Annotated in this window: 24 protein-coding genes and 1 pseudogene; 18 read left to right on the top strand and 7 right to left on the bottom strand. The window is 63.8% G+C overall.

Annotated elements, in window-relative coordinates; genetic code table 11:
* Positions 1-40: 40 nt before the first annotated feature.
* The 6 genes from gnd to CKW40_RS09020 form a co-directional block, all read right to left on the bottom strand.
* Positions 41-1468 carry an NADP-dependent phosphogluconate dehydrogenase gene (gene gnd, locus CKW40_RS08995; protein WP_095199567.1) on the bottom strand — a complete coding sequence of 476 codons (1428 nt, stop codon included), beginning with the start codon at positions 1466-1468 and terminating at the stop codon, positions 41-43.
* Between the two features lie 146 nt (positions 1469-1614).
* Positions 1615-3249, bottom strand: a complete 1635-nt coding sequence (locus CKW40_RS09000) for a copper resistance CopC/CopD family protein (protein ID WP_095199568.1) — start codon at positions 3247-3249, stop codon at positions 1615-1617.
* 55 nt (positions 3250-3304) lie between these two features.
* Positions 3305-3826 (bottom strand): YcnI family copper-binding membrane protein, encoded by a 522-nt coding sequence (locus CKW40_RS09005; RefSeq protein ID WP_095199569.1) that lies wholly within the window; start codon positions 3824-3826, stop codon positions 3305-3307.
* 39 nt (positions 3827-3865) lie between these two features.
* On the bottom strand, positions 3866-4405 hold the full coding sequence (locus tag CKW40_RS09010) for a copper chaperone PCu(A)C (protein ID WP_095199570.1): 540 nt from the start codon (positions 4403-4405) through the stop codon (positions 3866-3868).
* A gap of 97 nt (positions 4406-4502) precedes the next feature.
* Entirely contained in the window at positions 4503-4859 is a 357-nt protein-coding gene (locus CKW40_RS09015) for a DUF2946 family protein (protein ID WP_095199571.1), read from the bottom strand.
* Positions 4860-4981: 122 nt separating this feature from the next.
* A complete protein-coding gene (locus CKW40_RS09020; RefSeq protein ID WP_095199572.1) occupies positions 4982-5881 on the bottom strand; it encodes a GntR family transcriptional regulator in 900 nt (299 codons plus the stop codon).
* A 253-nt stretch (positions 5882-6134) separates the two neighbouring features.
* On the opposite strand from CKW40_RS09020, the gene CKW40_RS09025 reads away from it, so the two are divergent.
* The 6 genes and pseudogenes from CKW40_RS09025 to CKW40_RS09050 all read left to right on the top strand — a co-directional run bounded on the left by CKW40_RS09025 (position 6135) and on the right by CKW40_RS09050 (position 13805).
* A complete protein-coding gene (locus CKW40_RS09025; protein WP_095199573.1) occupies positions 6135-7640 on the top strand; it encodes a UxaA family hydrolase in 1506 nt (501 codons plus the stop codon).
* 62 nt (positions 7641-7702) lie between these two features.
* Positions 7703-8700, top strand: a pseudogene (locus tag CKW40_RS09030) (aldo/keto reductase).
* Positions 8701-9035: 335 nt separating this feature from the next.
* Complete coding sequence (locus CKW40_RS09035; RefSeq protein WP_095199574.1) at positions 9036-10031, top strand: ABC transporter substrate-binding protein; 996 nt, start codon at positions 9036-9038, stop codon at positions 10029-10031.
* 167 nt (positions 10032-10198) lie between these two features.
* Complete coding sequence (locus tag CKW40_RS09040) at positions 10199-11752, top strand: sugar ABC transporter ATP-binding protein (protein WP_095199575.1); 1554 nt, start codon at positions 10199-10201, stop codon at positions 11750-11752.
* Complete coding sequence (locus CKW40_RS09045) at positions 11749-12717, top strand: ABC transporter permease (protein WP_095199576.1); 969 nt, start codon at positions 11749-11751, stop codon at positions 12715-12717. The genes CKW40_RS09040 and CKW40_RS09045 overlap by 4 nt, the downstream gene beginning before the upstream one ends.
* Positions 12718-12788: 71 nt before the next feature.
* A complete protein-coding gene (locus CKW40_RS09050) occupies positions 12789-13805 on the top strand; it encodes a zinc-binding alcohol dehydrogenase family protein (RefSeq protein WP_095199577.1) in 1017 nt (338 codons plus the stop codon).
* Between the two features lie 15 nt (positions 13806-13820).
* Here the strand turns inward: CKW40_RS09050 and phnF are convergent, their stop codons facing one another.
* Positions 13821-14570, bottom strand: coding sequence for a phosphonate metabolism transcriptional regulator PhnF (gene phnF / locus CKW40_RS09055; RefSeq protein ID WP_095199578.1), 750 nt, complete (start codon positions 14568-14570; stop codon positions 13821-13823).
* A 122-nt stretch (positions 14571-14692) separates the two neighbouring features.
* On the opposite strand from phnF, the gene phnG reads away from it, so the two are divergent.
* The 12 genes from phnG (at position 14693) to phnD (ending at position 23901) form a co-directional block, all read left to right on the top strand.
* On the top strand, positions 14693-15154 hold the full coding sequence (gene phnG, locus CKW40_RS09060; protein ID WP_095199744.1) for a phosphonate C-P lyase system protein PhnG: 462 nt from the start codon (positions 14693-14695) through the stop codon (positions 15152-15154).
* Positions 15154-15765 (top strand): phosphonate C-P lyase system protein PhnH, encoded by a 612-nt coding sequence (gene phnH / locus CKW40_RS09065; protein WP_095199579.1) that lies wholly within the window; start codon positions 15154-15156, stop codon positions 15763-15765. The genes phnG and phnH overlap by 1 nt, the downstream gene beginning before the upstream one ends.
* 2 nt (positions 15766-15767) lie before the next feature.
* Entirely contained in the window at positions 15768-16880 is a 1113-nt protein-coding gene (locus CKW40_RS09070) for a carbon-phosphorus lyase complex subunit (protein WP_095199580.1), read from the top strand.
* The gene (gene fosX / locus CKW40_RS09075) at positions 16877-17296 is read left to right on the top strand and encodes a FosX/FosE/FosI family fosfomycin resistance hydrolase (protein ID WP_095199581.1); all 420 of its coding nucleotides are present in this window, start codon (positions 16877-16879) and stop codon (positions 17294-17296) included. Before CKW40_RS09070 ends, fosX begins: the two co-directional genes overlap by 4 nt.
* 274 nt (positions 17297-17570) lie before the next feature.
* Positions 17571-18470, top strand: coding sequence for an alpha-D-ribose 1-methylphosphonate 5-phosphate C-P-lyase PhnJ (locus CKW40_RS09085; RefSeq protein ID WP_095199745.1), 900 nt, complete (start codon positions 17571-17573; stop codon positions 18468-18470).
* Positions 18467-19243: a phosphonate C-P lyase system protein PhnK gene (phnK, locus tag CKW40_RS09090; protein WP_015315654.1), complete on the top strand. Its 777-nt coding sequence runs from the start codon at positions 18467-18469 to the stop codon at positions 19241-19243. The genes CKW40_RS09085 and phnK overlap by 4 nt, the downstream gene beginning before the upstream one ends.
* 2 nt (positions 19244-19245) lie before the next feature.
* Positions 19246-19953 (top strand): phosphonate C-P lyase system protein PhnL, encoded by a 708-nt coding sequence (gene phnL, locus CKW40_RS09095; RefSeq protein WP_095199583.1) that lies wholly within the window; start codon positions 19246-19248, stop codon positions 19951-19953.
* Positions 19950-20567: a DapH/DapD/GlmU-related protein gene (locus CKW40_RS09100; protein ID WP_095199584.1), complete on the top strand. Its 618-nt coding sequence runs from the start codon at positions 19950-19952 to the stop codon at positions 20565-20567. The genes phnL and CKW40_RS09100 overlap by 4 nt, the downstream gene beginning before the upstream one ends.
* Before the next feature lie 104 nt (positions 20568-20671).
* Complete coding sequence (locus CKW40_RS09105; protein WP_143748264.1) at positions 20672-21112, top strand: hypothetical protein; 441 nt, start codon at positions 20672-20674, stop codon at positions 21110-21112.
* 79 nt (positions 21113-21191) lie between these two features.
* On the top strand, positions 21192-21902 hold the full coding sequence (locus CKW40_RS09110) for a DUF1868 domain-containing protein (protein WP_095199586.1): 711 nt from the start codon (positions 21192-21194) through the stop codon (positions 21900-21902).
* Between the two features lie 130 nt (positions 21903-22032).
* On the top strand, positions 22033-22890 hold the full coding sequence (gene phnC, locus CKW40_RS09115; RefSeq protein ID WP_095199587.1) for a phosphonate ABC transporter ATP-binding protein: 858 nt from the start codon (positions 22033-22035) through the stop codon (positions 22888-22890).
* Between the two features lie 102 nt (positions 22891-22992).
* Positions 22993-23901 carry a phosphonate ABC transporter substrate-binding protein gene (gene phnD, locus CKW40_RS09120; RefSeq protein WP_095199588.1) on the top strand — a complete coding sequence of 303 codons (909 nt, stop codon included), beginning with the start codon at positions 22993-22995 and terminating at the stop codon, positions 23899-23901.
* Positions 23902-23949 lie beyond the last annotated feature (48 nt).

Below are 23949 nucleotides of genomic sequence, written 5' to 3' on the forward strand. Positions count from 1 at the left end.
CCGGAATTGCGTCAAAAACAAAGAGTTAGAGATGCTCTAGCTAGCCGGCAGCGCCGCTGCCCCACGGGCCGTGGAATGCGCCCTGCTCGCCGATGCGTTCGAAGCCATGCGCACCGAAGAAGTCGCGCTGCGCCTGGATCAGGTTCGAGGTGCCGCGGCCCTGGCGATAGCTGTCGAAATAGGCCAGTGCCGAGGACAGCGCCGGCACCGGCGCACCGGCTTCGGAAGCCTTGGCCACGATACGCCGCAGCGACGGATGCGCCTCCTGCATCAATGAGATGAAAGCCGGCGCCATCAAAAGATTGGTGGAAGCGCCGCCGCTGCTGAACGCCTCGGCCATCGTGTCCAGCATCTGCGAGCGGATGATGCAGCCGGCGCGCCAGATCCTGGCGATGGTCGGCATCGGCAGGTTCCAGTTGAACTCCTTCGAGGCGCCGCTCATCACCGCGAAGCCCTGCGCGTAGGCGGCGATCTTGCCGGCGAACAGCGCCAATTCGAGGTCGTGCAGCAGGGCGTCCTTGTCGCCGGAAATTTTCGTCACACCGATGTTGCCATAGGCCTTTTCTGCCGCCTGCCGCTCGTCCTTGATCGACGACAGCACGCGCGCCGCCACCGCCGCTTCGATCGCGGTCGCCGGAATGCCAAGCTGCTGCGCCTCGATGACTGACCATTTGCCGGTGCCCTTCTGGCCGGCGCGGTCGAGGATGATGTCGACCACCGGCTTGCCGGTCTTGGGATCGTCGGCGGCCAGCACCTTGGCGGTGATCTCGATCAGGTAGGAATTGAGGCGGCCCTTGTTCCAGTTGGAAAACACCGTGCCGATCTCTGTCGGCCCCATGCCCAGGCCATCGCGCAGGATGCCGTATATCTCGGCGATCATCTGCATGTCGGCATATTCGATGCCGTTGTGGATGGTCTTGACGAAATGCCCGGCGCCATCAGTACCGAGCCAGGCGGCACAGGGCTCGTCCTTGAATTTTGCCGAGATGGCAGTCAGCACTTTTTCGACACGCTTCCAGCTATCTTCCGTGCCGCCGACCATGATCGACGGGCCGTGGCGCGCGCCCTCCTCGCCGCCGGACACGCCCATGCCGATGAAGGTGAGGCCCGAGCCGGACAATTCGGAGAAACGGCGCATCGTGTCGCGGAAATTGGCGTTGCCGGCATCGATGACGATGTCGTTGGCCGACAACACGCCGCGCAAGGCTTCGATCTGCTCATCGACCGGCTTGCCGGCCAGCACCATGATGATGACCGGGCGAGGTGGTTTGATCGCTGCGGCGAGTTCTTCCAGGCTGTAGCAAGGCACCACCATGTCTTTCAGCGCGCCGGCATTCTCGACGAAAGCGTCCGTGCGTGCCCGGGTGCGGTTGAAGACGGCGATGCGGTGCCCGTGTTCTGCAATGTTCAGCGCCAGGTTGGAGCCCATCGTGCCAAGGCCGATCAGGCCGATTTCGGCTTTTTCCATCGTTTCTTCCCTGCTTTCGGATCTTGTTGGTCGGAGCCCGTGATTTGCGCGGATGATTGACGGGCCTTTCGCGCCGCGTCAACCGCCTCGCCGAATTGTGTTGCAAGCAAGACACCCGGCCGCTTCGCAGGCGGCCATATAGACCATCACGGCCTGATGTCCACCGGCGCCTCGATCTTCACCATCTCGAAATCCGAAGCCAGGATGTCGATGCGCACCATCCAGCGCCCGGGAACCGGAATGACGAGGTTGTCGACACGCCAGCTGCCATCGCCGGGCTTGGTCGCCGCGCGCTTCAGCGGCTCGATGCCGGAGTCGGGTTTCGACAGCACCAGCGTCACTTCCTTGGCGTCGAGCGGACCGAAATCGCCGGTCATGATGATCATCGAGGCGGCGACCGGCCCGGCATGGCCGGGCGTGATGCTGAGATCGGCCATCGCCTGCAGCGCATGGATGTGGACCGAAACCGGCTGCGCCGCCGCGATCGCCAGCGCCCGTGGCGGCGGCGTGAAGCGCCAGCCCGCGGCAACGCCGAAGATCGCCAGCACGATCAGCATTTCGACGCCGATCGAGCGGGTTAGCCTGCGTTGCACCTCCGTTGATCCTGCCTCGGCCGAAGCAGTGAGTTTCCAGCGGTTGACGGCGGCCAGCGTGAACAGGAAGACCAGCAGCGCCAGCTTGACCAGCAGCAGCCGACCATAGGCGGTGCCGATCAGCGCCGAGGGCGTCTGCACCTGGATGACGGCCAGCACGATGCCGGCCGCGGCAAGCACGGCCACGACAGGCAGGATCGCTGCGGAGAAGCGGCGCAGGAACGCGACAGCATCGGTCGTTTGGCGCTTCAGCGCGAGACCGAGAGGCACCAGGGCGCCGGCCCAGAAGGCGATGCCGACGCCGTGCACGAACACCATCGGCCGCGTCAGCCATTGCGGCTCGGCCGCGCTGGCGTGGCCGCTGGCGGCGAGCGCGACGCCGACGCCAGCCAGCCCAGCAAGCGCAAATGGCCTGGCGGCCACACGCGGTCCGGCCAGCGACAGCAGACCGAGCCCCAGCGCAATTAGGGCGACCAGCACCGTCCAACCGAAACTGGTGCCGAGCGCGGTCCGCCAGATCACCGGCTGTCCCAGATGGGAGAGCGGCGCCCCGAGCGCGTCGAGCCCCTGAAAGCCCAACGACAAGGGTGCCGCCACCAGGCCGCACAGCATCGCGGCTGCGACAAAGCGTTGACCGGTTCGTCCGTCGCCGCCCAGCCAGCCAAGGGCAAAGGCGCCGCCGACGCCGAAGAAGAGGCCGATGTAGAGCAAGACCTTGCCGATCCAGATCGCCGACCGCAGCGACCAATCGACGGCTTCGGATACAGCGGGCGGTTCGCTCGGTGCGCCGATGGAAAACAGCAGCGAACCGCCGACCGGATGGCCGTCGGCGGAAATGACGCGCCAGCTCAGCACATGCGTGCCGGATTTGAGCGCTTGCGGATTGTCGATCTCGACCGTCTGGTCGGTGAGGCGGAAGGACGTCAGCGCGACCGGCGTGCCGTCGGGCGTCACCAGGGTCAGCACCAACGGCGAAACCGGCTCGCTGAAGGTTAGCGAGAATTGCTTCGGAGCCTCTGTCAGGACCGCACCGTCGGACGGATCGGTCTTGATCAGCGCCGCATGGGCAAAGGCCTGATCTGTCGATGCCATGACGATAAGCGCCATGAGCAGGGCCAGCAGCCCGCCGGCAATCCAGCCGACGAACTTGCTGTTGGTATCGACCATTCGGGAAAATATTGCGGTCATGCCATGCCACGGGGATGCGGCGCGCTCCGCGAGCAGAGCGCGCCAGGGGAGAAAGCTATTTCTTCGGCGTGAGCTTGATGCCGGGCGCCGGGTTCTCGGGCGCGTCTTCATCCTGCCCGGCCGCCGGGATTTCGATCCAGCGGTCGTCGGCGGCGTCGCCGCATTCCTGCACCACTGGGAAGTAGAGTTTTTGGCCGACGGGCAGATCCGCCGTCAGCGTCGCGCGGAAGACGAACTCGTCGTAGAATTCGTCAGGGAGATTGCCGCCGCTCCAGTCGACTTCCTTGACGCCGTCGGTCACCGCCTGGCCATAGAGCTGATAGGACTTTTCATATTTGCCCTTCTTGGTCTGCAGCGTCCAGCCGGGTTTCGGCATCGGCTTGACCGCGATCACCCCTTCCGGAATCTGCACGCGCACAGCGGTCGTCGCCTTGCCGTCGCAACCATGCGGCACGCGCAGCACTGCCTTGTAGGTCGAGCCAACCGCCGCTTCCTGGGTTTCGAGCGTGATGTGCGCAAAGGCGGCATTTGTCCCCAGCGCGAGAAGCGCTGCAGCCGACAAAACATACTTGTTCATGATGGTCCCTCTAGAATCTTGATCGGTACGATGGCCGGTTCAGTCGTTGTCTTCTTGAGGCGCCGCGCTGCCGATGGCCTGCACGGCGAATTTGATCGTCACCGTCCCGGCCTTTTCGAAGGTCAGCGTGGCGGCGAACATCTCGCCTTGCTTGGGTGGCTGCTTCAAATCCATGAACATCACATGATAGCTGCCGGGACCCAAAACGACCTTGCCGCCGGCTGGAATCTCCAGGCCGCCGACAACGGGCCGCATGGTCATGACGCCGTCCTTGACACCCATCTCATGCAGCTCGGCCTTGTCTGAAATGTCGGACGAAATCGACAGCAGCCGGTCCGGCGTACTGCCATTGTTGGTGATGGTGAAATAGCCGCCGGCCACCTTGGCGCCGGCCGGCGTGGCACGCGACCAGGGATGGCCGATCTCGATATCGCCGACCTTGAACTCATGCGCCAGGACGGACTGGGCGCCGGCGAGCATGATCGCCAGAGCCAGTGCGACAGCGCCGAGATGCTCCCTGACGTGGGACAGAATGCGGCTGAACAGCGTGCCTGCCGCTGTGAGGGAAGAATGGGACATGGTTGCTCCATGAAGTGATGATCGCGCCGTTGCCGGTCGCGAGCCGTTTGATCTTTGGATGGGTGCGCCCGCGAAAGGTTCCGACGGGCAAAAAGGCTCAGGCCGCCGGCGGCGGCGCGCGCGGGTTCGACGGCGAGCGTTCGCGCGCAAAGTCGAGATGAGTGCTCGCCGGAAAGACGAAGGCGACCGCTTCAACGGAAAGGCTGCCCAGGGCTAGCCCGGCATCGGGCGGCGGCGCGAAGGCCGATGAAAACATGCTGCAGCCAAGCGTGCAGCAGGCCGGCAGATGGGACGGATGCTGGTCGCCGCCGGGAAGCTGGGTGGCGCCATCGCGGGTACAGATGACGTTGCCGAAAGCGTCGAGCTGCGCTGCATTCGGGCCGGTGCCAAAGGCGAACGCGCCGAGCGTCGACTGGAGCAGCAGCAGGTAGGCCGCGACAAGCGCGGCCGGCATGCTCCAGCGTCTCCCCCGGCGGTTCAAGCCATCTGCCTCTTCAAGCAATTCCTGGAAGGATACGTATCATGGCAGCGGCAGGTCGAAAATCGCCAATTCGATGCTGCGGCAACGCGGCGCTATCAGGATTTTGGGGAACGGCTTTCGGGGATCGAGGTCAGCAATGTCTGTCGCGCCGACTTCAGGTGTTTGCGGCAAGCAGCGTCGACCTTGCCGAGATCGCGCGATTTGAGCGCCTCGATATAGGCGAGATGCTCGCCGACCGCGACTTCGTTGCGCTCGCGCTCCTGCGCCTTGTTCCACTGATAGTGGTAATGGAAGATCATGGCGATGACGTCGTAGAAATCGACGATGAAGCGGTTGCGCGAGGCACGGTGAATGAGCCGGTGGAAGCGCTCGTCCAGCTCGGAAAACGCGTTGAAGCGCGTGGCGATCTCTCGTGCCAGCTGCCGGTGTTCGTCCTCCAACCGTTCGAGATCGGCCCACACCGGGCTGTCCGTCGGCAGAGCGGCAAAAGCTGCAGCCGACCGCAGTTCGAACATTTCGCGGATCTCGGTCAGTTCGAGCGCGAAGGCCCGCGTAAAACCCTTCAGCACCCAATGGCTGTTGCGGCGCTTCTCGATAAGGCCGAAGCGCGAGAAGCGGATCAGGAACTCGCGCACGCTGGTGGTGCCGACGCCGATCTCGCGCGCCAGTTCAAGCTCGTTGATCTGCATGCCGGCCTCGGCGCCGCCGGCGAGCAGGCGCCGCATGAATGAGCGCTCGATGATCTCGGCCAGCGTATCGGTCTCTTCCTCGGGGAAGAAGTCGTCGGGACGCGGGTCGCGCAGCACCGTCTTGGCGCGCTTGTTCCAGGCGATCAGCCCGGTTTCCTCCATGCGCGCCAGGATGCTGCGCACGGTGGTGCGGCTGACGCCGAGCAGTGTGCCCAGTTCCGGTTCCGACGGCAGGCTGCGCGTTTCGTCGAGCAGCCTGAGGCACCTGTTGTAGGCGTCCTTGTAGACGTTGTTGCTCTTCGACATCCCCTGACCCAATCATGCCGGCGCTTGCGGCGGCCGGCTTGAAGCGCAATATGACGTTCCCGTGACCCTGAGAAGCAGGAATCGCTTTCGCCGGGGTCCGGTTCATTGTTTGCAGCGCCAACACACACCCGGGGCACGCGGAACGCCCGCGAAAAAACAATTGACGCAAAACTGTTTTTTCACGATAAAAGACATTAACTCTTAACAGGCGCGTGTCAATCAGCGCATCCCAGGATCACCCAGGAAACCGCCCGTGAACGTCTCGAACACCATTCTTCTGTCCCCCGCCGACAATGTCGCCGTTGCCAATGGCCGCATCGAAATCGGCACTGTTCTGCCGGGCGGCGCGCTTGCCTCCGCAATCATCGAGCCCGGCCACAAGGTGGCGATCAAGCCGATTGCCGCCGGTGAAGCCGTGGTCAAATACGCCCAGGCGATCGGCCGCGCCACGCAAGACATCGCAGCCGGCGAACACGTTCATTCGCACAATCTGGTGTTCGAGGCCGGCCGCCTGCCCGTGGTGCCGCCGAGCGAGGCCGAGCACGCAACCGAGGCCGACCGCGCCCGCACCTTCATGGGCTATCGCCGCGCCGATGGCCGCGCCGGCACGCGCAACTTCATCGGCATCATCGCCAGCGTCAATTGCTCGGCCACGGTCTGCCATTCCATCGCCGACACCGCCAACCGGACCTTGCTGCCGAAATATCCCGGCATCGACGGCTTCGTGCCGATCGTCCATGGCCAGGGCTGCGGCATGAGCGGCACCGGCGACGGCATGATGGTGCTGCACCGCACGCTCGCCGGCTATGCCCGCCACCCGAATTTCGGCGGTGTGCTGATGGTCGGCCTGGGATGCGAGGTCAACCAGCTCACCCTCTATGGCCAGAAGGGCGTTGCCGCCGGCAAACGCCATTTCAACATCCAGGATGCCGGCGGGTCACGCAAATCGGTGGAAAAGGCGATGGGCGTGCTCGCCGAAATCGCCGAGGAAGTCGGCCAGTTGAAGCGCGAGCCGATCCCGGTCAGCGAAATCGTCGTGGGCCTGCAATGCGGCGGCTCCGACGGCATGTCGGGCATCACCGCCAACCCGGCGCTCGGTGCGGCCGTCGACATACTGGCCGGCGTCGGCGGCATCGGCATCCTCTCCGAGACAACGGAAATCTACGGTGCCGAGCACCTGCTCGCTTATCGCGCGGCGACGCCCGAGATCGCCAAGAAGCTTGATGGCTACGTGAAATGGTGGGAAGATCACGTCGCCAAGCATGGCGCCTCGATCGACAACAACCCCTCGCCCGGCAACAAGCGCGGCGGCCTCACCACCATCCTGGAAAAGTCGCTGGGCGCGGTCGCCAAGGGCGGCCAGACACCGCTCAATGGCGTCTTCGGCTATGCCGAGAAGGTCACCGGCAACGGACTGGTGTTCATGGACACGCCCGGTTACGACCCGGTCTCGGCCACCGGCCAGGTCGCGGGCGGCGCCAATGTCATCGTCTTCACCACCGGTCGCGGTTCCTGCTTCGGCTGCCGGCCGACGCCGTCGATCAAGGTCGCCACCAACTCGACCATGTATCACCAGATGGAAGAGGACATGGACGTCAATTGCGGCGTCATCGCCTCGGGCGAAAAGACCATCGCCGGCATGGGCCGCGAGATCTTCGAACTGATCGTCGAGACGGCTTCCGGCCGCAAGACCAAGAGCGAGGATTTCGGCTACGGCGACAACGAGTTCGTGCCCTGGCATCTCGGCGCGACGCTCTAGATTTGGCTGATATGTGGTAGAATGGCCAAGCCGGACAGCGGTCGGCAACGGGGAGGCTTTGCATGGAAAAACGCCGCATCGGCCAGACGGCGCTCGAGGTCACCGAGGTCAGCTTCGGTGGTGCCGCGATCGGCGGCCTCTACCGCGCCTGTTCGCGCGAAGCGGCGATGGAGACGCTGCAGGGCGCCTGGGAGGCAGGCTTGCGCTATTTCGACACCGCGCCCTTCTACGGATTCGGCCTGTCGGAACGCCGCTTCGGCGATTTCCTGCGCTACAAGCCGCGCGATTCCTACGTGCTGTCCACCAAGGTCGGCCGCCTGTTCCGCCCGGTGCCTGAAGACCAGGTGCCCGACCACTCCTATGTCGATCCGCTGCCATTCGCGCTCGACTACGACTATTCCTATGACGGCATCATGCGCTCGGTCGACTTCAGCTACGCGCGGCTTGGGTTGAACAAGATCGATATCTTGTATGTGCACGACATCGGCGTCTACACGCATGGCGTCGAGAAGACCGAGCTGCACTTTCGCCAGTTTATGGATGGCGGACTCAAGGCGCTCGAGGAACTGAAGCGGGCCGGTACGATTTCCGCCTATGGGCTTGGCGTCAACGAAGTCCAGATCTGCCGCGACGTCATGCGCCGGCGCCGCTCGACTGCATCCTGCTTGCCAGCCGCTATTCCTTGCTCGACCGCAGCGCCGAAGCCGAACTGCTGCCGCTGTGCCGCGAGCAGCAGACGTCACTGGTGATCGGCGGCGTGTTCAACTCCGGCATATTGGCGACCGGGCCGGTGCAAGGCGCGCATTTCGACTACCTGCCCGCCAGCCGCGATATGCTCGACCGGGTCGACGCCATGGAGAAGATCGCCGGCGAAGGCGGCTATCCTCTGCCCGCCGCCGCGTTCCAGTTTCCCCTGCACGAGCCGACGGTCGCCACCGTACTGACCGGCACAGCCAAACTGGCGAACCTGACACGCAACCTCGAACTGCTCGACATCGACGTGCCGGAGACGGAATACCAGAAATATCGTCCCTACACGGTGGTGCAGGAGCTGGCGTGAAGGCGGCACTATCGGCCTTGGTGGGAGAGGCCCGACTTCACAAACCCGCGACCCGGCAGAAAGAATGAATGTTCCATATTGACTAACATATGGAATTAATATTCCATGTGTTTACGGAACGGAACGGGAGCGTTGGCTGCGTCCAGGGAGGAGCGGCGTGTGAATGTGTCTGTGCCTGCCATGGGAGGTCAGGTGCGAAACACCGCTTGCATCGTCCAGGTCGATGCACTATCAAAACAGCGTAAATGTTTTTTATTGATAAAGTTCTGTTTGGGCCACGCCTATCCGAACGGAGCTTTCCGTAACGTTCACCGGGCGACTTAGGGAGGAATCCTATGAAATTCGTGACCAGCATTCTCAACCGCCGCGCCGTCATGGCTCTGGCAGCAGCCTCGATGCTCGCCGGCGTCATGCATTCGGCGCCGGTTTCGGCAGCGGACGTGACCATTCCGATCATCGTCAAGGACACCACGTCCTTCTACTGGCAGATCGTGCTCGCCGGCGCCCGCAAGGCCGGCAAGGATCTCGGCGTCAACGTGCCGGAACTCGGCGCCCAGGCTGAAACCGACGTCAACGGCCAGATCTCCATCCTCGAGAACGCCGTCGCCGGCAACCCGGCCGCCGTCGTCATCGCGCCGACCGAAGCCAAGGCGCTCGGCAAGCCGATCGACGAGGCAGCGGCGAAGGTCAAGGTCATCGGCATCGACTCCGGCGCCGACTCCAAGGCCTTCACCTCGTTCCTGACCACCGACAACGTCCAGGGCGGCCGCGTCGCCGCGGACGGTCTTGCAGCTGCCATCGGCGCGGCCAATGGCGGCAAGGTCGAAGGCAAGGTTGCCCTGATCACCGCACTGCCCGGCGCCGGTTCGCTCGAGCAGCGCGCCCAGGGCTTCAAGGAACAGCTCAAGGCCAAGTATCCCGGCCTCGAACTGATCGCCGACAAATATGCCGACGGCCAGGCCACCACCGGCCTCAACATCGCGACCGACCTGATCACCGCCAATCCGGACCTGAAGGGCATCTTCGCCTCCAACCTGATCATGGCGCAGGGCGTCGGTCAGGCGATCGCCGAGAACAAGCTTGCCGGCAAGGTCGGGCTGATCGGCTTCGACAGCGACGAGAAGCTGATCAAGTTCCTCAATGACGGCGTCATCTCCGGCCTCGTCGTCCAGGATCCCTATCGGATGGGCTATGACGGCATCAAGACCGCGCTCGCCGCTTCGAAGGGCGAGAAGGTCGAGGCCAATGTCGACACCGGTGCCAACCTTGTCACTAAGGCCAATATGAAGGACCCCAAGATCGACGCGCTGCTCAACCCGAAGCTCAACTGAGCCTTCGCGTAGCCGCACTCGTTTCCGGGGCCTCGTGCCCCGGAAACGACAGCCATATCGCTTGGAAATCCGCCAGCCTGGGCTAGGTTGCTCTTGCGGGCATTTCAAAGCCTCGCCGCGTGCCAGATCGTGAGACCAATCTGGGAGGCCAATCTGGGAGGATTGTCATGACATCGACGGCGCAAGACCTGCACCCTGCCCCCGTGCTGGAGCCCGGCAGGACGATCCTCGAACTGCGCGGCCTCGAGAAGAAATATCCCGGCACCCATGCGCTGAAGCCAGTGACGCTGGCTTTCAAGTCCGGCGAAATCCACGCCATCGTTGGCGAAAACGGCGCCGGCAAATCCACCCTGATCAAGCTTCTGACCGGCGTCATGCCGCGCACCTCAGGCGAGGTCATCTGGGAAGGCAAGCCGGCGCCGCTGGCGACCCCGCATGAGGCGATGGCGCTCGGCATCAATGCCGTGCACCAGGAAGTCGTGCTCTGCCGTCATTTGACCGTCGCCGCCAATATGTTCCTCGGCGAGGAGAATTCGCGTTTCGGCATCCTGCAGCAGCGCGCCATGGTCAAGGAAGCGCAGAAGATCATCGACGATCTCGGCTTCGACCTGCCGGCGCATGTCGTGCTCGGCGACCTCACCATCGGCCAGCAGCAGCTGATCGCCGCCGCCCGCGCCACCGTGCGCGGCACCAAATTCCTGATCTTCGATGAGCCGACCGCCTACCTCACCCGCAAGGAGGCCGACCAACTCTTCACCCTGATCCGCCGGCTGAAGGGTGAAGGTGTGACGATCATCTATATCAGCCATCGCATGGAGGAAGTCTTCGAGCTGGCCGATCGCGTCTCCGTGCTGCGCGACGGCACACTGGTCGGCACCCGCAACATCGCCGAGACCAATGACGCCGAACTGGTCAAGCTGATGATCAACCGCTCGATCGAGCAGGTCTACCACAAGGAGCATTTCACGCCGGGCGCCGCGATCGTCGAGGCCAGGAATCTGTCGGGCAAGGGCTTCGAAAATGTCTCGATGACGGTCCGCGCCGGCGAGATCGTCGGCCTCTACGGCCTGATCGGCGCCGGACGCAGCGAGTTCGTCACCACCCTCTATGGGCGTCACAAGAAATCGGCCGGTCAGATCCTGTGGGAGGGCAAGCCGGTTCAGGTCAATTCCGAACATGACGCGATCAAGCTCGGCATGGCGCTGGCGCCGGAAAGCCGCCGCGACCAGGGCCTCTGTCTCAATTTGCCGGTCGGCCTCAATCTCAACCTGCCGATCTACAAGCGCATCTCCAACAATCTGTTGATCTCCGGCGCGCAGGAGAAGACCCAGGCCGACCGCCAGATCGCCGATCTCCGCATCAAGACGCCGACACGCCATGCGCTGGCCTCCAGCCTGTCGGGCGGCAACCAGCAGAAGATCGTCATTGGCAAATGGCTGGCGCATGGCGCCAAGCTGTTCATCTTCGACGAGCCGACGGTCGGCGTCGATGTCGGCACCAAGGCGGAAATCTACCGCCTGTTCGGCGCACTCTTGTCGAAGGGCGCCGGCATCATCCTGATCTCGTCCTATCTGCCGGAAGTCTATGAACTGGCCGACACGCTGCATGTGTTTCGCCGCGGCAAGCTGGTGGCGACACACGGCTTCCGCACCGCCGATCACGAGGAAATTCTCACACAGGCGCTCGCCGAGAAACAAGAAAAGCTGGGAGGAAAGACATGAGCACCGAGGCGATTCCTGCCGAAAAACCCAAGCGCAATTACAACGCCCTGTTCGGGCTGACGCTGCTGGCGCTGCTGGTGCTGCTGTGGGTCATCCTGTCGCTGTCGACATCGAGCTTCGCCTCGGCCAACAACATCTCGAACCTTCTGCGTCAGGGTTCGATGATCGCCATCCTGGCGGTCGGCCAGACTTTCGTCATCATCACCGGCGGCATCGATCTGTCCGTCGGTGCGGTGGTCGGTTTTGCCACCGTCATTGCCGCGATGCTGATCAATGCCGGGGTGCCCGTCTTCCTCGCCATCCTCCTCACCTTGCTGGTCGGCGTCGCCATCGGCCTGTTCCACGGTTTTGGCATCGTCAAGATGGGCCTGCCGCCCTTCATCATCACGCTGGCGACGCTGACATCGTTGCGCGGCATCGGCCTTCTGATGACCAACGGCAACTCGATCTCCATCAACAACGATGCCTTCCAGGAGTTCTCGCGCAACTCCTTCCTCGGCGTCCCCAATCTGTTCTGGATGGTGATCCTGGTCGGCATTCCGGCCTATATCTTCCTGCATCACAGCCGCTGGGGCCGCTACCTCTTTTCGGTCGGCTCCAATGCCGAAGCCTCGCGCCTGTCCGGCGTCAATGTCCAGCGCACCATCTACATGGCCTACACGCTGTCGGGCCTGTGCGCGGCTTTTGTCGGCGTGTTGCTCGCCTCGCGCATCGGCATCGGCAACCCGACCCAGGCTGAGGGCTGGGAACTGCAGGCGATCGCGTCCTCGGTGATCGGCGGCACCTCGCTGTTCGGCGCAGTCGGCTCGGTGCACGGCCCGCTGCTCGGCGCCTTCATTCTCGCCACCATCAACAACGGCGCCAACCTGCTCAACGTCAACGCCTTCTGGCAGCGCATCATCACCGGCGTGCTGATCATCGTCATCGTCTATTTTGACGGCCTGCGCCGCCGCGGCGGCAAGTGATCACCACCGAGATCGATCGCCGGCCTGTCATGACGGGCCGGCGTTTTTATAAACCTTGACTGGATTGAAGCATGAAAGCCGTCGTCTGCCGCTCACCGGGCGAACTCGTTCTGGAGGACCGGCCCGCGCCTGTCGCGCCGCCTGCTGGCTGGGCATTGGTGGCGGTCAGCCATGTCGGCATCTGCGGCACCGACTACCACATTTTCGAGGGCAAGCACCCGTTCCTCGCCTATCCCCGCATCATGGGCCATGAAGTGTCGGGAACGATTGTCGAAACCGGTGACGGTGTCGATCTTGCCATTGGCGAACCGGTCGTCATCAACCCCTACCTCTCCTGCGGCAAATGCATCGCCTGCCGGCACGGCAAACCGAATTGCTGCGTCTGGATCGAAGTGCTCGGCGTCCATCGCGACGGCGCCATGTGCGAAAATATTCTTGTCCCGGCGCAAAATCTCTATCCGGCCAACGGCCTGTCGCTGGCCGACGCTGCCGCCGTCGAATTCCTCGCCATCGGCGCGCATGCCGTGCGGCGCGCCCGCGCCGAGCCCGGCGCCCGCACGCTGGTCATCGGCGCCGGCCCGATCGGGCTCGGCAACGCCATCTTCGCCCGCATTGCCGGCCTCGACGTGACGCTGCTCGACATGAGCAGTGAACGCCTCGCTTTCGCCGAAAACGAACTTGGTTTCAGTATCCTCGATGGCTCACGCGGCGCGGTGCCGGATTTGGTCAGGGAAGCGACAGCGGGCGAAGGCTTCGACGTGGTCTTCGACGCTACCGGCAACACCCAATCGGTGCAGTCGGCCTTCGCCCATGTCGCGCATGGCGGGACATTGGTGCTGGTCAGCGTCGTCAAGGACGACATCGTCTTTTCCGACCCGGAATTCCACAAGCGCGAGATGACGCTGGTCGGCAGCCGCAATGCGCTGAAGGCCGATTTCGACCACGTCGCCGCCTCGATCCGCAACGGCGCCGTGCCTCTGGCCAAACTCGTCACCCACCGCACCACGCTGGCCGGCACGCCGCACGATCTCGCGCGCTGGGCGCAGGAGAAATCCGGCCTGATCAAGGCTGTGATCGAGATCGGATAGCCAGCAGAATCCGGCTCACAACGCCGACAGCCTCAATTCCACCCGCTCAGCCGAGAAACGCGTCTCGGAAAACTGGAGCGGCTCGCCGTCCGGCGTGACGTTGACGGCCACCGTAACCAGCACGATGGCGCCTGGCTGCAGGTCGAGGTCGGCAAGATCGGCCGCATCGGCGTGGCGCGCCGACAGCACGGTCGATTGCCGGAGATAATCGTCGATGCCGAAACGCGCCAGCGACGCGGTGATCGATCCTGTCTCGGCCATCGCCCTGTCGATACCGGCAAAGCGCCTGGCCTCGAACCAACCGGCGGCGCGCGAAACAGGCCGTCCGTCGGCTTCGCCGCGTGTCTCCAACCGTATCACCTCGGTGCCCCTGGCCAGCCCAAGCCCTTCGGCGACACGCTGGCTGGCCGGCTCGACCGATGATGAGAGCAGCACGATGTGCCGTTCCGAGGTCTGGCTTTGCAGGCCTGTCGAAAAGCGTGTGCGCGTGCCGATCGGATAGGACAGCCGCTTGCGTGACAGCACGAAGGTGCCGCGTCCCTGTTCGGCCCGCAGCACCCCTTCCTGCACAAGTGCCGATATGGCGCTGCGCACCGTGTGGCGGTTGACGCCATAGCGCTCGGCCAGCACCACCTCTGGCGGCAGCGCGGCATTCTCGGCGAAATCGCCGGTGGCGATCGCCTGCAGGATCCTGTCGGCGATCTGCCGCCACAGCGAGACGCCGCTGCGCCGCTCGATGCTGTCGGCTTCCTGTCGCCCGATCATGGATTGCCCCCCAAGCTTCTACCCCTTGTCATCCACCCGTCATGGACTCGCGTTAGGTAATATGTATAATTTGTATAGTTGTCTATATCAATAGACAAATTTAGCAAAGAGGAATGCTGCCGATGCGAGGACAGGAAGCCCGCGACCAAGCCGAACGCAAGGCCGCCATGGCGACGCTGGCGCAATCGAGCGGCGACGACATCGTCCGGCTCTGGAACGAAGCCAGCCTGCCTTCGCAAGCCGAGTTGCTGCGCGGCCCCGAGACCGGTCTGGTGACGCTGCGCGGCCGCATCGGCGGCGGCGGCGCGCCGTTCAATGTCGGCGAGGCGACCGTCACCCGGGCCACTGTCCGATTGCCGTCCGGACAGGTCGGCCATTGCTACGCGCTTGGCCGCGACAAGCAGAAGGCGAAGCTGGCGGCAATAGCCGACGCGCTGTGGCAGGACCCTGCCCGCCGCGCCGAGGTGGAGACCAGTCTGATCGCGCCTTTGCGGTCGGCGCTCACGACTGCCCAGGAAAAACGACGCGCCGAGACGGCGGCAACGAAGGTGGATTTCTTCACCATGGTTCGCGGAGAAGACTGATGGATATCGCAGCGCAATCGATCGAAGGCGGTTTCGCCGATTCGGTCTTCAACGCCCAGACCGTTTTCCGCGCGGTCATGGACGCGATGGCACGGCCGGGCAGCGTACAGCCACTGTCAGCCTTGGCCCGCCCACCGGCGCCGCTCTCGGCAACAGCAGGCGCCGTGGCACTGGCGCTCTGTGACAACGACACGCCGCTCTGGCTCGACCCGGCCCTGCACGCCTCCGCCGCGGTCATCTCCTGGCTTGGCTTCCACTCTGGCGCGCCACTGGCCAATACGCCGGCTGATGCGCATTTCGCCTTTGTCGCCACGCCGGCCGAGATGATGGCGCTCGACGGCTTTTCGCAGGGAACGCAGGATTATCCCGACCGCTCGACCACCCTGATCCTCCAGGTCAGCGATTTCACCTCGGGCGCTCCGCTGCGGCTTGAAGGCCCCGGCATCGAAACCAGCGCCACGATCGCGCCGGCGCAGATGCCGCGTCATTTCACTGAGCAGTGGAAGCAGAACAACAAGCGCTTTCCGCGCGGCGTCGACATCATCCTCGCCACGTCGGAAGGCTTAGCCTGCCTGCCGCGCACGACGCGCATCAAGACGATGGAGGCTTGAAGATGTATGTCGCGGTAAAAGGCGGCGAGGCCGCGATTGCCAACGCCCACAGCCTGCTTGCCGACCGCCGGCGCGGCGACCGTTCGGTGCCGGCACTGCGCCTCGACCAGATCGTCGAGCAGCTGGCGCTTGGTGTCGACCGGGTGATGAGCGAGGGCTCGCTCTATGACCGTGAGCTCGCCGCACTCGCCATCGTCCAGGCGCGCGGCGACATGATCGAGGCGATCTTCCTGGTGCGCGCCTATCGCACGACGCTGCCGCGCTTCGGCTATTCGAAGCCGATCGACACCGGCACCATGCGGGTCGAACGGCGTGTCTCGGCAACCTACAAGGACCTGCCCGGCGGCCAGCTTCTCGGCCCGACCTTCGACTACACCCACCGGCTGCTCGACCCCGAACTTGCCGCCAGCGCCGATGTCGCCGAGCCTTTGCAGCGCGAGGCGGAAGCCCAGGCCATGCCGCGCGTCTCGGCGATCCTCGCCCGCGAAGGCCTGATCGAACCGGACGGCGAGATGCCTCAGGACCACGTGCCGGGCGACATCACCCGCGAGCCGCTGGAATTCCCGATGGCGCGCGATATCCGCCTGCAGGCGCTGTCGCGCGGCGACGAGGGTTTCCTGCTGGCGCTCGGCTATTCGACCCAGCGCGGCTATGCTCGCAACCATCCCTTTGTCGGCGAAATCCGCATCGGTGAGGTCGAGCTGGAACTCGACGTTCCCGAACTGCCCTTCGCAGCCCCCCTTGGCACCGTGCGGGTCACCGAATGCCAGATGGTCAATCAGTTCAAAGGCTCGGCCAAGGCGCCGCCGCAATTCACTCGCGGCTACGGCCTGGTCTTCGGCCAGAGCGAGCGCAAGGCGATGGCGATGGCGCTGTGCGACCGGGCCCTGCGCGCCTCCGAGCTCGGCGAGGATATTGTCGCCGCGGCGCAGGACGAGGAGTTCGTCATCTCGCATTCCGACAATGTCCAGGCGACCGGCTTCGTCGAGCATTTGAAGCTGCCGCACTATGTCGACTTCCAGGCCGAGCTCGACCTCGTGCGCCGCATGCGTGCCGAGTACGAGGCCCGAGAGAACCCCGCCAAGGCCGAAGAAAAGCGGGAGGCCGCGGAATGATCGAAGGCCTGTCCCACATGACCTTCATCGTCCGCGATCTAGACCGGATGACCGAGATCCTGACCGGAGTTTTCGACGCGCGAGAGGTCTACGCCAGCGACGCCGCGCAGTTCTCGCTGTCGCGCGAAAAATTCTTCCTGATCGGCGACATCTGGATCGCCATCATGCAAGGCGAGGCGCTGCCGGAGCGCAGCTACAACCACATCGCCTTCAAGATCGATGGCGCCGATTTCGACCGCTATGCCGAGCGCATCGGCAAGTTAGGCCTCGACATGCGCCCGCCGCGTCCGCGCGTCGAGGGTGAAGGTCGCTCGATCTATTTCTACGACGACGACAACCACATGTTCGAACTGCACACCGGCACGCTCACCGAGCGGCTGGCGCGCTATGCCAAGGGATTGGAGGCTGCGCGATGAACTTAGTGCCCGCCCCCATGGCCGCCACCATCGTGGGAATGACCGCCATAGCCATCATACCCGGAGTAGCCGCCACCTCCGCCGCCCATGGACTCACCGTGAGAGCCCTCTTTAGGGGCGGGAAGAATCATGCGCCGAAGGAAAAAGAGAACAACGCTAGCGAACACCACCAGCAGAATTCCGAGATGCATCCATCCGGTCGAGTTCATCTGAATTCGCCCCTGTTTCCGCGTCCTGGACGCCAATTCAATAGCACAATGTGGATGTGATCGCCATGACCGACATCGCCACCTACAACTTCGCCTACCTCGACGAGCAGACCAAACGGATGATCCGCCGCGCGATCCTCAAAGGCATCGCCATCCCCGGCTACCAGGTGCCGTTCGCCTCGCGCGAAATGCCGATGCCCTATGGCTGGGGCACAGGCGGCGTCCAGGTCACCGCCTCGATCATCGGCCCCGACGATGTGCTGAAAGTCATCGATCAGGGCGCCGACGACACCACCAATGCGGTGTCGATCCGCGCCTTCTTCAAGAAGGTCGCCAATGTCGCCGTCACCACCGACACCGCCAGCGCCACCATCATCCAGACCCGCCACCGCATCCCCGAACATCCGCTGACCGCGGGCCAGGTGCTGGTCTACCAGGTGCCGATCCCCGAGCCGCTGCGCTTCCTCGAACCGCGCGAGACCGAAACGCGCAAGATGCATGCGCTGGAGGAATACGGCCTCATGCACGTCAAGCTCTATGAGGACATCGCTAAGCACGGCCGCATCGCCACCACCTACGCCTATCCGGTCAAGGTCGAGGGCCGCTATGTGATGGACCCCTCGCCGACGCCAAAATTCGACAATCCCAAGATGCACCGCTCGCCGGCGCTGCAGCTGTTCGGCGCCGGCCGCGAAAAGCGCATCTACGCGGTGCCGCCCTTCACGGAAGTGGTCAGCCTCGACTTCGAGGACCATCCATTCGAGGTGCAGACCTTCGACCAGCCCTGCGCGCTGTGCGCGGCCGAGAATGTCTATCTCGACGAGGTCATCCTCGACGACCATGGCGGCCACATGTTCGTCTGCTCCGACACCGACCATTGCGAGAAGCGGCGGGCGGATGGCCATCGCGGCCACCTTGCCCCCGAGACCCATCCTACCTCGCAAAAAATGGAGCCGGCACAATGACCGACGAACCGCTGCTGCGTGTCTCGGCGCTCTCCAAATTCTACGGTTCGCGCGTCGGCTGCGACAACGTCTCCTTCGACCTATGGCCGGGCGAAGTCCTGGCCGTCGTCGGCGAATCCGGCTCCGGCAAGACGACGCTGCTCAACTGCCTGTCGACGCGGCTCTTACCCTCCTCCGGCACCGCCAGCTATCGCATGCGCGACGGCCAGTTCCGCGAACTCTACCGCATGAGCGAGGCCGAGCGCCGCTTCCTGATGCGCACCGACTGGGGCTTTGTCCACCAGAACCCGGCCGACGGCCTGCGCATGACGGTGTCGGCCGGCGCCAATGTCGGCGAGCGGCTGATGGCGGTCGGAGACCGCCACTACGGCAAGATCCGCGCCACGGCGGTCGACTGGCTGTCGCGCGTCGAGATCGAGGAAGACCGCATCGACGACGAGCCGCGCGCCTTTTCCGGCGGCATGCGCCAGCGCCTGCAGATCGCCCGCAACCTCGTCACCGGCCCACGGCTGGTGTTCATGGATGAGCCGACGGGCGGCCTCGACGTCTCGGTGCAAGCACGCCTGCTCGATCTCTTGCGCGGACTGGTCACCGATCTTGGTCTGGCGGCCATCGTCGTCACCCACGATCTCGCCGTGGCGCGGCTTCTTTCGCAGCGCATGATGGTGATGAAGGACGGCCGCGTCGTCGAAAGCGGCCTCACCGACCGCGTGCTCGACGATCCCCGCGCGCCCTATACGCAGCTCCTCGTTTCTTCCATCCTGCAGGTGTAACCATGCCGACGCCCCTCGTTGTCTCCGACGTCGCCAAGAGCTTCACCATGCATCTGCGCGATGGCATCAAACTGCCTGTCGTTTCCGGTGTCTCGTTCTCGATCAAGGCCGGCGAATGCACCGTGCTTGGCGGCCCGTCCGGTGCCGGCAAGAGCTCGATCCTGAAAATGCTCTACGGCAACTACGCCGTCGACGAAGGCCAGATCATCGTCAAGCATGAGGACGGGCTGATCGATCTCGCCCATGCCAGCCCGCGCACCGTGCTTGCCGTACGCCGGCAAACGATCGGCTATGTCAGCCAGTTCCTGCGCACCGTGCCGCGAGTCTCGGCGCTCGATGTCGTCGCCGAGCCGCTGGTCGAGCGCGGCGAAGAGCGCGAAATTGCCCGCGGCAAGGCGCGCGCCTTGCTGGCGCAGCTCAACTTGCCGGAAAAACTCTGGGCTTTGCCGCCGGCGACCTTCTCCGGCGGCGAGCAGCAGCGCGTCAACATCGCGCGCGGCTTCATCACCGAACACCCGATCCTGCTGCTCGACGAACCGACCGCCTCGCTCGACGCCACCAACCGCGACGTGGTGATCGAACTCATCGCCGCCAAGAAGGCAGCGGGTGTCGCCCTGCTTGGCATCTTCCACGACCATGATGTGCGCGAGGCGGTGGCCGACCGCATCATCGACGTCACCGCTTTTGCCCCGGGAAAACTCGCCGCATGACCAGGAAATTGTCGGAGACGCCGCTGGTCCACCCGACGGCGGAGGTGCACAATTCGACGCTCGGCCGCTGGACCGAGATCGCCGACCGCAGCCGGGTTTCGGAAAGCGAACTCGGCGACTATTCCTACATGATGCAGGACTGCGCCGTGTGGTGCGCGACAATCGGCAAGTTCGCCAACATCGCCGCAAGCGTGCGCCTCAATGCCACCAACCATCCGACCTGGCGGCCGACGCTGCACCACTTCACCTACCGCGCCTCGGACTATTGGGACGACGCCGAGCATGAGAGTGAATTCTTCGCCCAGCGCCGCGCCAAGCGCGTCACCATCGGCCACGACACCTGGCTCGGCCACGGCTCGACCGTCCTGCCCGGCGTCACCGTCGGCGATGGCGCGGCGGTCGGCGCCGGAGCCGTCGTGTCGAAGGATGTCGCCCCCTACACCATCGTCGCCGGCGTGCCGGCAAAGCCGATCCGCGAACGCTTCGACCGCCGCACCGCCGAACGCTACCAGGCACTTGCCTGGTGGGACTGGGACCATGCCAGACTGCGCGCCTGCCTAGAGGATTTTCGCGAGCTTGGGGCTGAGGCTTTCCTCGAGAAGCATGGCGGCTGACGATTTGCGTTCGCCCGCGGCGGCGAATAGCGATCGGCCTTGAGGCCGTATTTAGCCCATCATTGGGTGTACTTTTACCACGCTTGAGAGTCGTGGAGGTCGGTATGCTCAAACGGTGGATTGGGCCTTGCCTATTTGGGTTAGCGGCGCTCCTGCCTCAGCATGCCATCACGGCCGAAGTGCCAAAGACCGATCCTCGCGGCGCTGTCTTGTGCGCTTGGATGATTTATACCGAAATTGAAGCGGTCGGCGAGGCCTGCTCTCCGCAACAGGATCGCGACTTTCTCGTCTTCCTTCAATCTCAGATCGATCGCATTAAAGCGTTTATCGTGCGGAATTCAAATACCACGCAGGCGGCGCTCGAAGAGCAGCAACGCCAAGTCCGGGCGAGCGAGGCGCATCGCAGCAGCGTCTCATGCCAGCCGGACAGCGAGAGTGTGCAAATGTACAATGCAATCAAGTCGGTCGACCGTCGGCAAATCATTGCCGATATGGATAAGCTCCTTGAAGTTGATCGTGAGCCTGTAGCAAATCCTTGCCTTTGAAAACCCTTCGCGTCCGGTCCTGTTTCATATCCCTGACACATGACTCGGACAGGACGCCATCTCCCCCAAGGAGATCGCCATGCTCGACACTGTCACACCCTCGCTCGCCGGATTCTTTGCCGGCTCCAATCCGATGCCGCCGACGCATCTCGGCACGCGCTACGACACCTCAGGCAATTTCCTGACCGAGCCCGGCAACACTGTGGTCAGTCATCTCGTCAGCGGTTCGCCGTCCGAGGCTGTGGTGCTTGCGGTGCGAGACAAGATGCTGGCGATGCCCGACGCCGACCGGCTTGCCTTCACGCCCGTCTCCAGCCTGCACATGACGCTGTTCCAAGGCATCATCGAATATCGCCGCCGCCTGCCCTACTGGCCACAGGACGTGCCGCTCGACACCAGCATCGACGCCATGACCCGGCTCTATCTGGAGCGCCTGAAGGGTTTCGAGGGCTTCGGTCCGTTCAACATCAAGGTGGTCGAGATCGTGCCGACTGGCCTCACCGTTGCTGGCGCGACGGACGAAGACGTACGCATCATGCGTCAATGGCGCGATACGCTGGCGGTGCCGTTCGGCTACCGGCATCCCGATCACGACGCCTATGTCTTCCACATCACCTTTGCCTATCAGATCCAGCGTCTGGCAGATGACAGGGCTGCGGCATGGCAGGCGCTGTTCGACGATTACCTGGCGCTTTTCGCACGGCAGGCGCCGGTGATCGAGATCAAGCCACCCGCCTTCTGCGCCTTCCGCGACATGAAGCATTTCGAGGAATTGCTGGTGCTCGGCTGATTGTCCGCAAGTCGCCGGTCGCCAAGCCTGTGGAGCGTAACAAAACTGACATGGTGGCGACACGGCAGGTTCATGTGGCTGCGCTAGGCGAATGCCTGACGATCAATAAGGTCCGGACTGGAACCTGCTCATGTCAGCAAGCTCTGCCACGCTCGAAATCCGCGGTGTCAGCCGACGATTTGGCAAGAACACCGCTGTCAGCGACGTCAACATCTCGATCCCGCAGGGTCAGATGGTCGGCGTCATCGGCCGTTCGGGCGCTGGCAAATCGACCCTTCTTCGCATGATCAACCGTCTTGTCGACCCCAGCCAGGGGTCGATTTTTTTTGACGGCGCCGAGGTCTCCCAGCTGCGCGGCTCGCCGCTGCGGCGCTGGCAGCGCGACTGCGCCATGATCTTCCAGCAGTTCAACCTGGTGCCGCGCCTCGACGTGCTGACCAACGTGCTGCTTGGTAAGTTGAACCACCGTTCGACCCTGTCCAACCTTCTCGGCATGTTCTCGCGCGCCGAATGCGCCGAGGCCGTCGCCGCACTCGAGCGGCTCGACATAGCCCGCACCGCACTTCAGCCCGCCGGCACCCTGTCCGGCGGACAGCAGCAGCGCGTCGCTATCGCCCGCGCGCTGATGCAGCAGCCCAAGGTGATCCTCGCCGACGAGCCGATCGCCTCGCTCGACCCGCTCAACGCCCAGGTAGTGATGGATTCGCTTCAGGACATAAATCTGCGCGAAGGCATCACCGTCGTCACCAATCTGCATACGCTCGATACCGCCCGCACCTACTGCAACCGCATCATCGGCATGGCCGCCGGCAAGGTCGTCTTCGATGGCCCACCCGAAGAGCTCAACCGTGAGGCCGTCCGCCTCGTCTACGGCGCCGACAGCAATGGCGCAGAGATATCGGAGGCCATCACCTCCACAAGCGTTGCCTTCAAGCAAAAGATCGCTGCATCCGCCGGACCGCTCGAACCTGCATTCCCAGGTTACTGAGTTCAAGAAAGAGCGGCTCGGATCGTCCGCCCACGTCAAGGGCAATCGTCAAGATCAAGAACGCTGCCGGCGCGGGGCCGGAACTTACAGGAGAGACATCAAATGTTCAGGAAGATGGTTTTCAGCGCCGTTTCGGTGCTCGCCATGGCGACCAGCATGGCCCACGCCGCCGATCTGAAGGAATTCCGCGTCGGCATCCTCGGCGGTGAAAACGAAACCGACCGGCTGCGCAACTACCAGTGTCTGGCCGACCATTTGAAGGCCGAATTCGGCTTCGAAAAGGTCTCGCTGTTCCCCGCCGCCGACTATGACGGCGTGATCCAGGGCCTGCTCGGCGGCACGCTCGACTTCGCCGAACTCGGCGCTTCCGGCTACGCCAGCGTCTACATCAAGGACCCCAAGGCCGTCACCCCGATCCTCACCACCCAGCAGACCGACGGCGCCACCGGCTATTATTCGATCGGCCTGGCGCTCAAGTCTTCCGGCATCACCGACATCAAGTCGGCCAAGGGCAAGAAGCTCGGCTATGCCGATCCGGATTCGACCTCCGGCTACCTGATCCCGCTGACCCAGATTCCGAAGACGACCGGCGCCTCGAACGAAGCCTTCTTTGCTTCGACGCAGTTCAATGGCGGCCACGAGAACAACATCCTGGCCGTGCGCGACGGCAAGGTCGATGTCGCGGTGGACGATTCCTCCGGCATCGGCGACTTCAAGAACGGTTACACCTCCGGCACCTTCCACAAGGAAGTCGCCAAGGGCGCCGTCGACCCCAACGACTTCGTCGAAGTCTGGCGTTCGGGCCTGATCCCGAACGGCCCGCTGGTCGTGCGCACCGCGCTCGGCGACGACATGACCGCCAAGCTTGCCAATTTCTTCACGCAGCTGCCGAAGAAGGACAAGGCTTGCTTCGAGGGCGTTGAAGGCGGCGATTTCACCGGCTACGTCCCGGTGAAGCCTGACTTCTACAGCGTCATCGTCGAAGCCCGTAAGGCAGCCATCGGCGGCTAACGGCGAAATCGAAAAGGGCGGTGTTCAAAAACACCGCCCTTTTTGCAT

It is taken from the genome of Mesorhizobium carmichaelinearum (genome assembly GCF_900199455.1).
Taxonomy (GTDB): Bacteria; Pseudomonadota; Alphaproteobacteria; order Rhizobiales; family Rhizobiaceae; genus Mesorhizobium; species Mesorhizobium carmichaelinearum.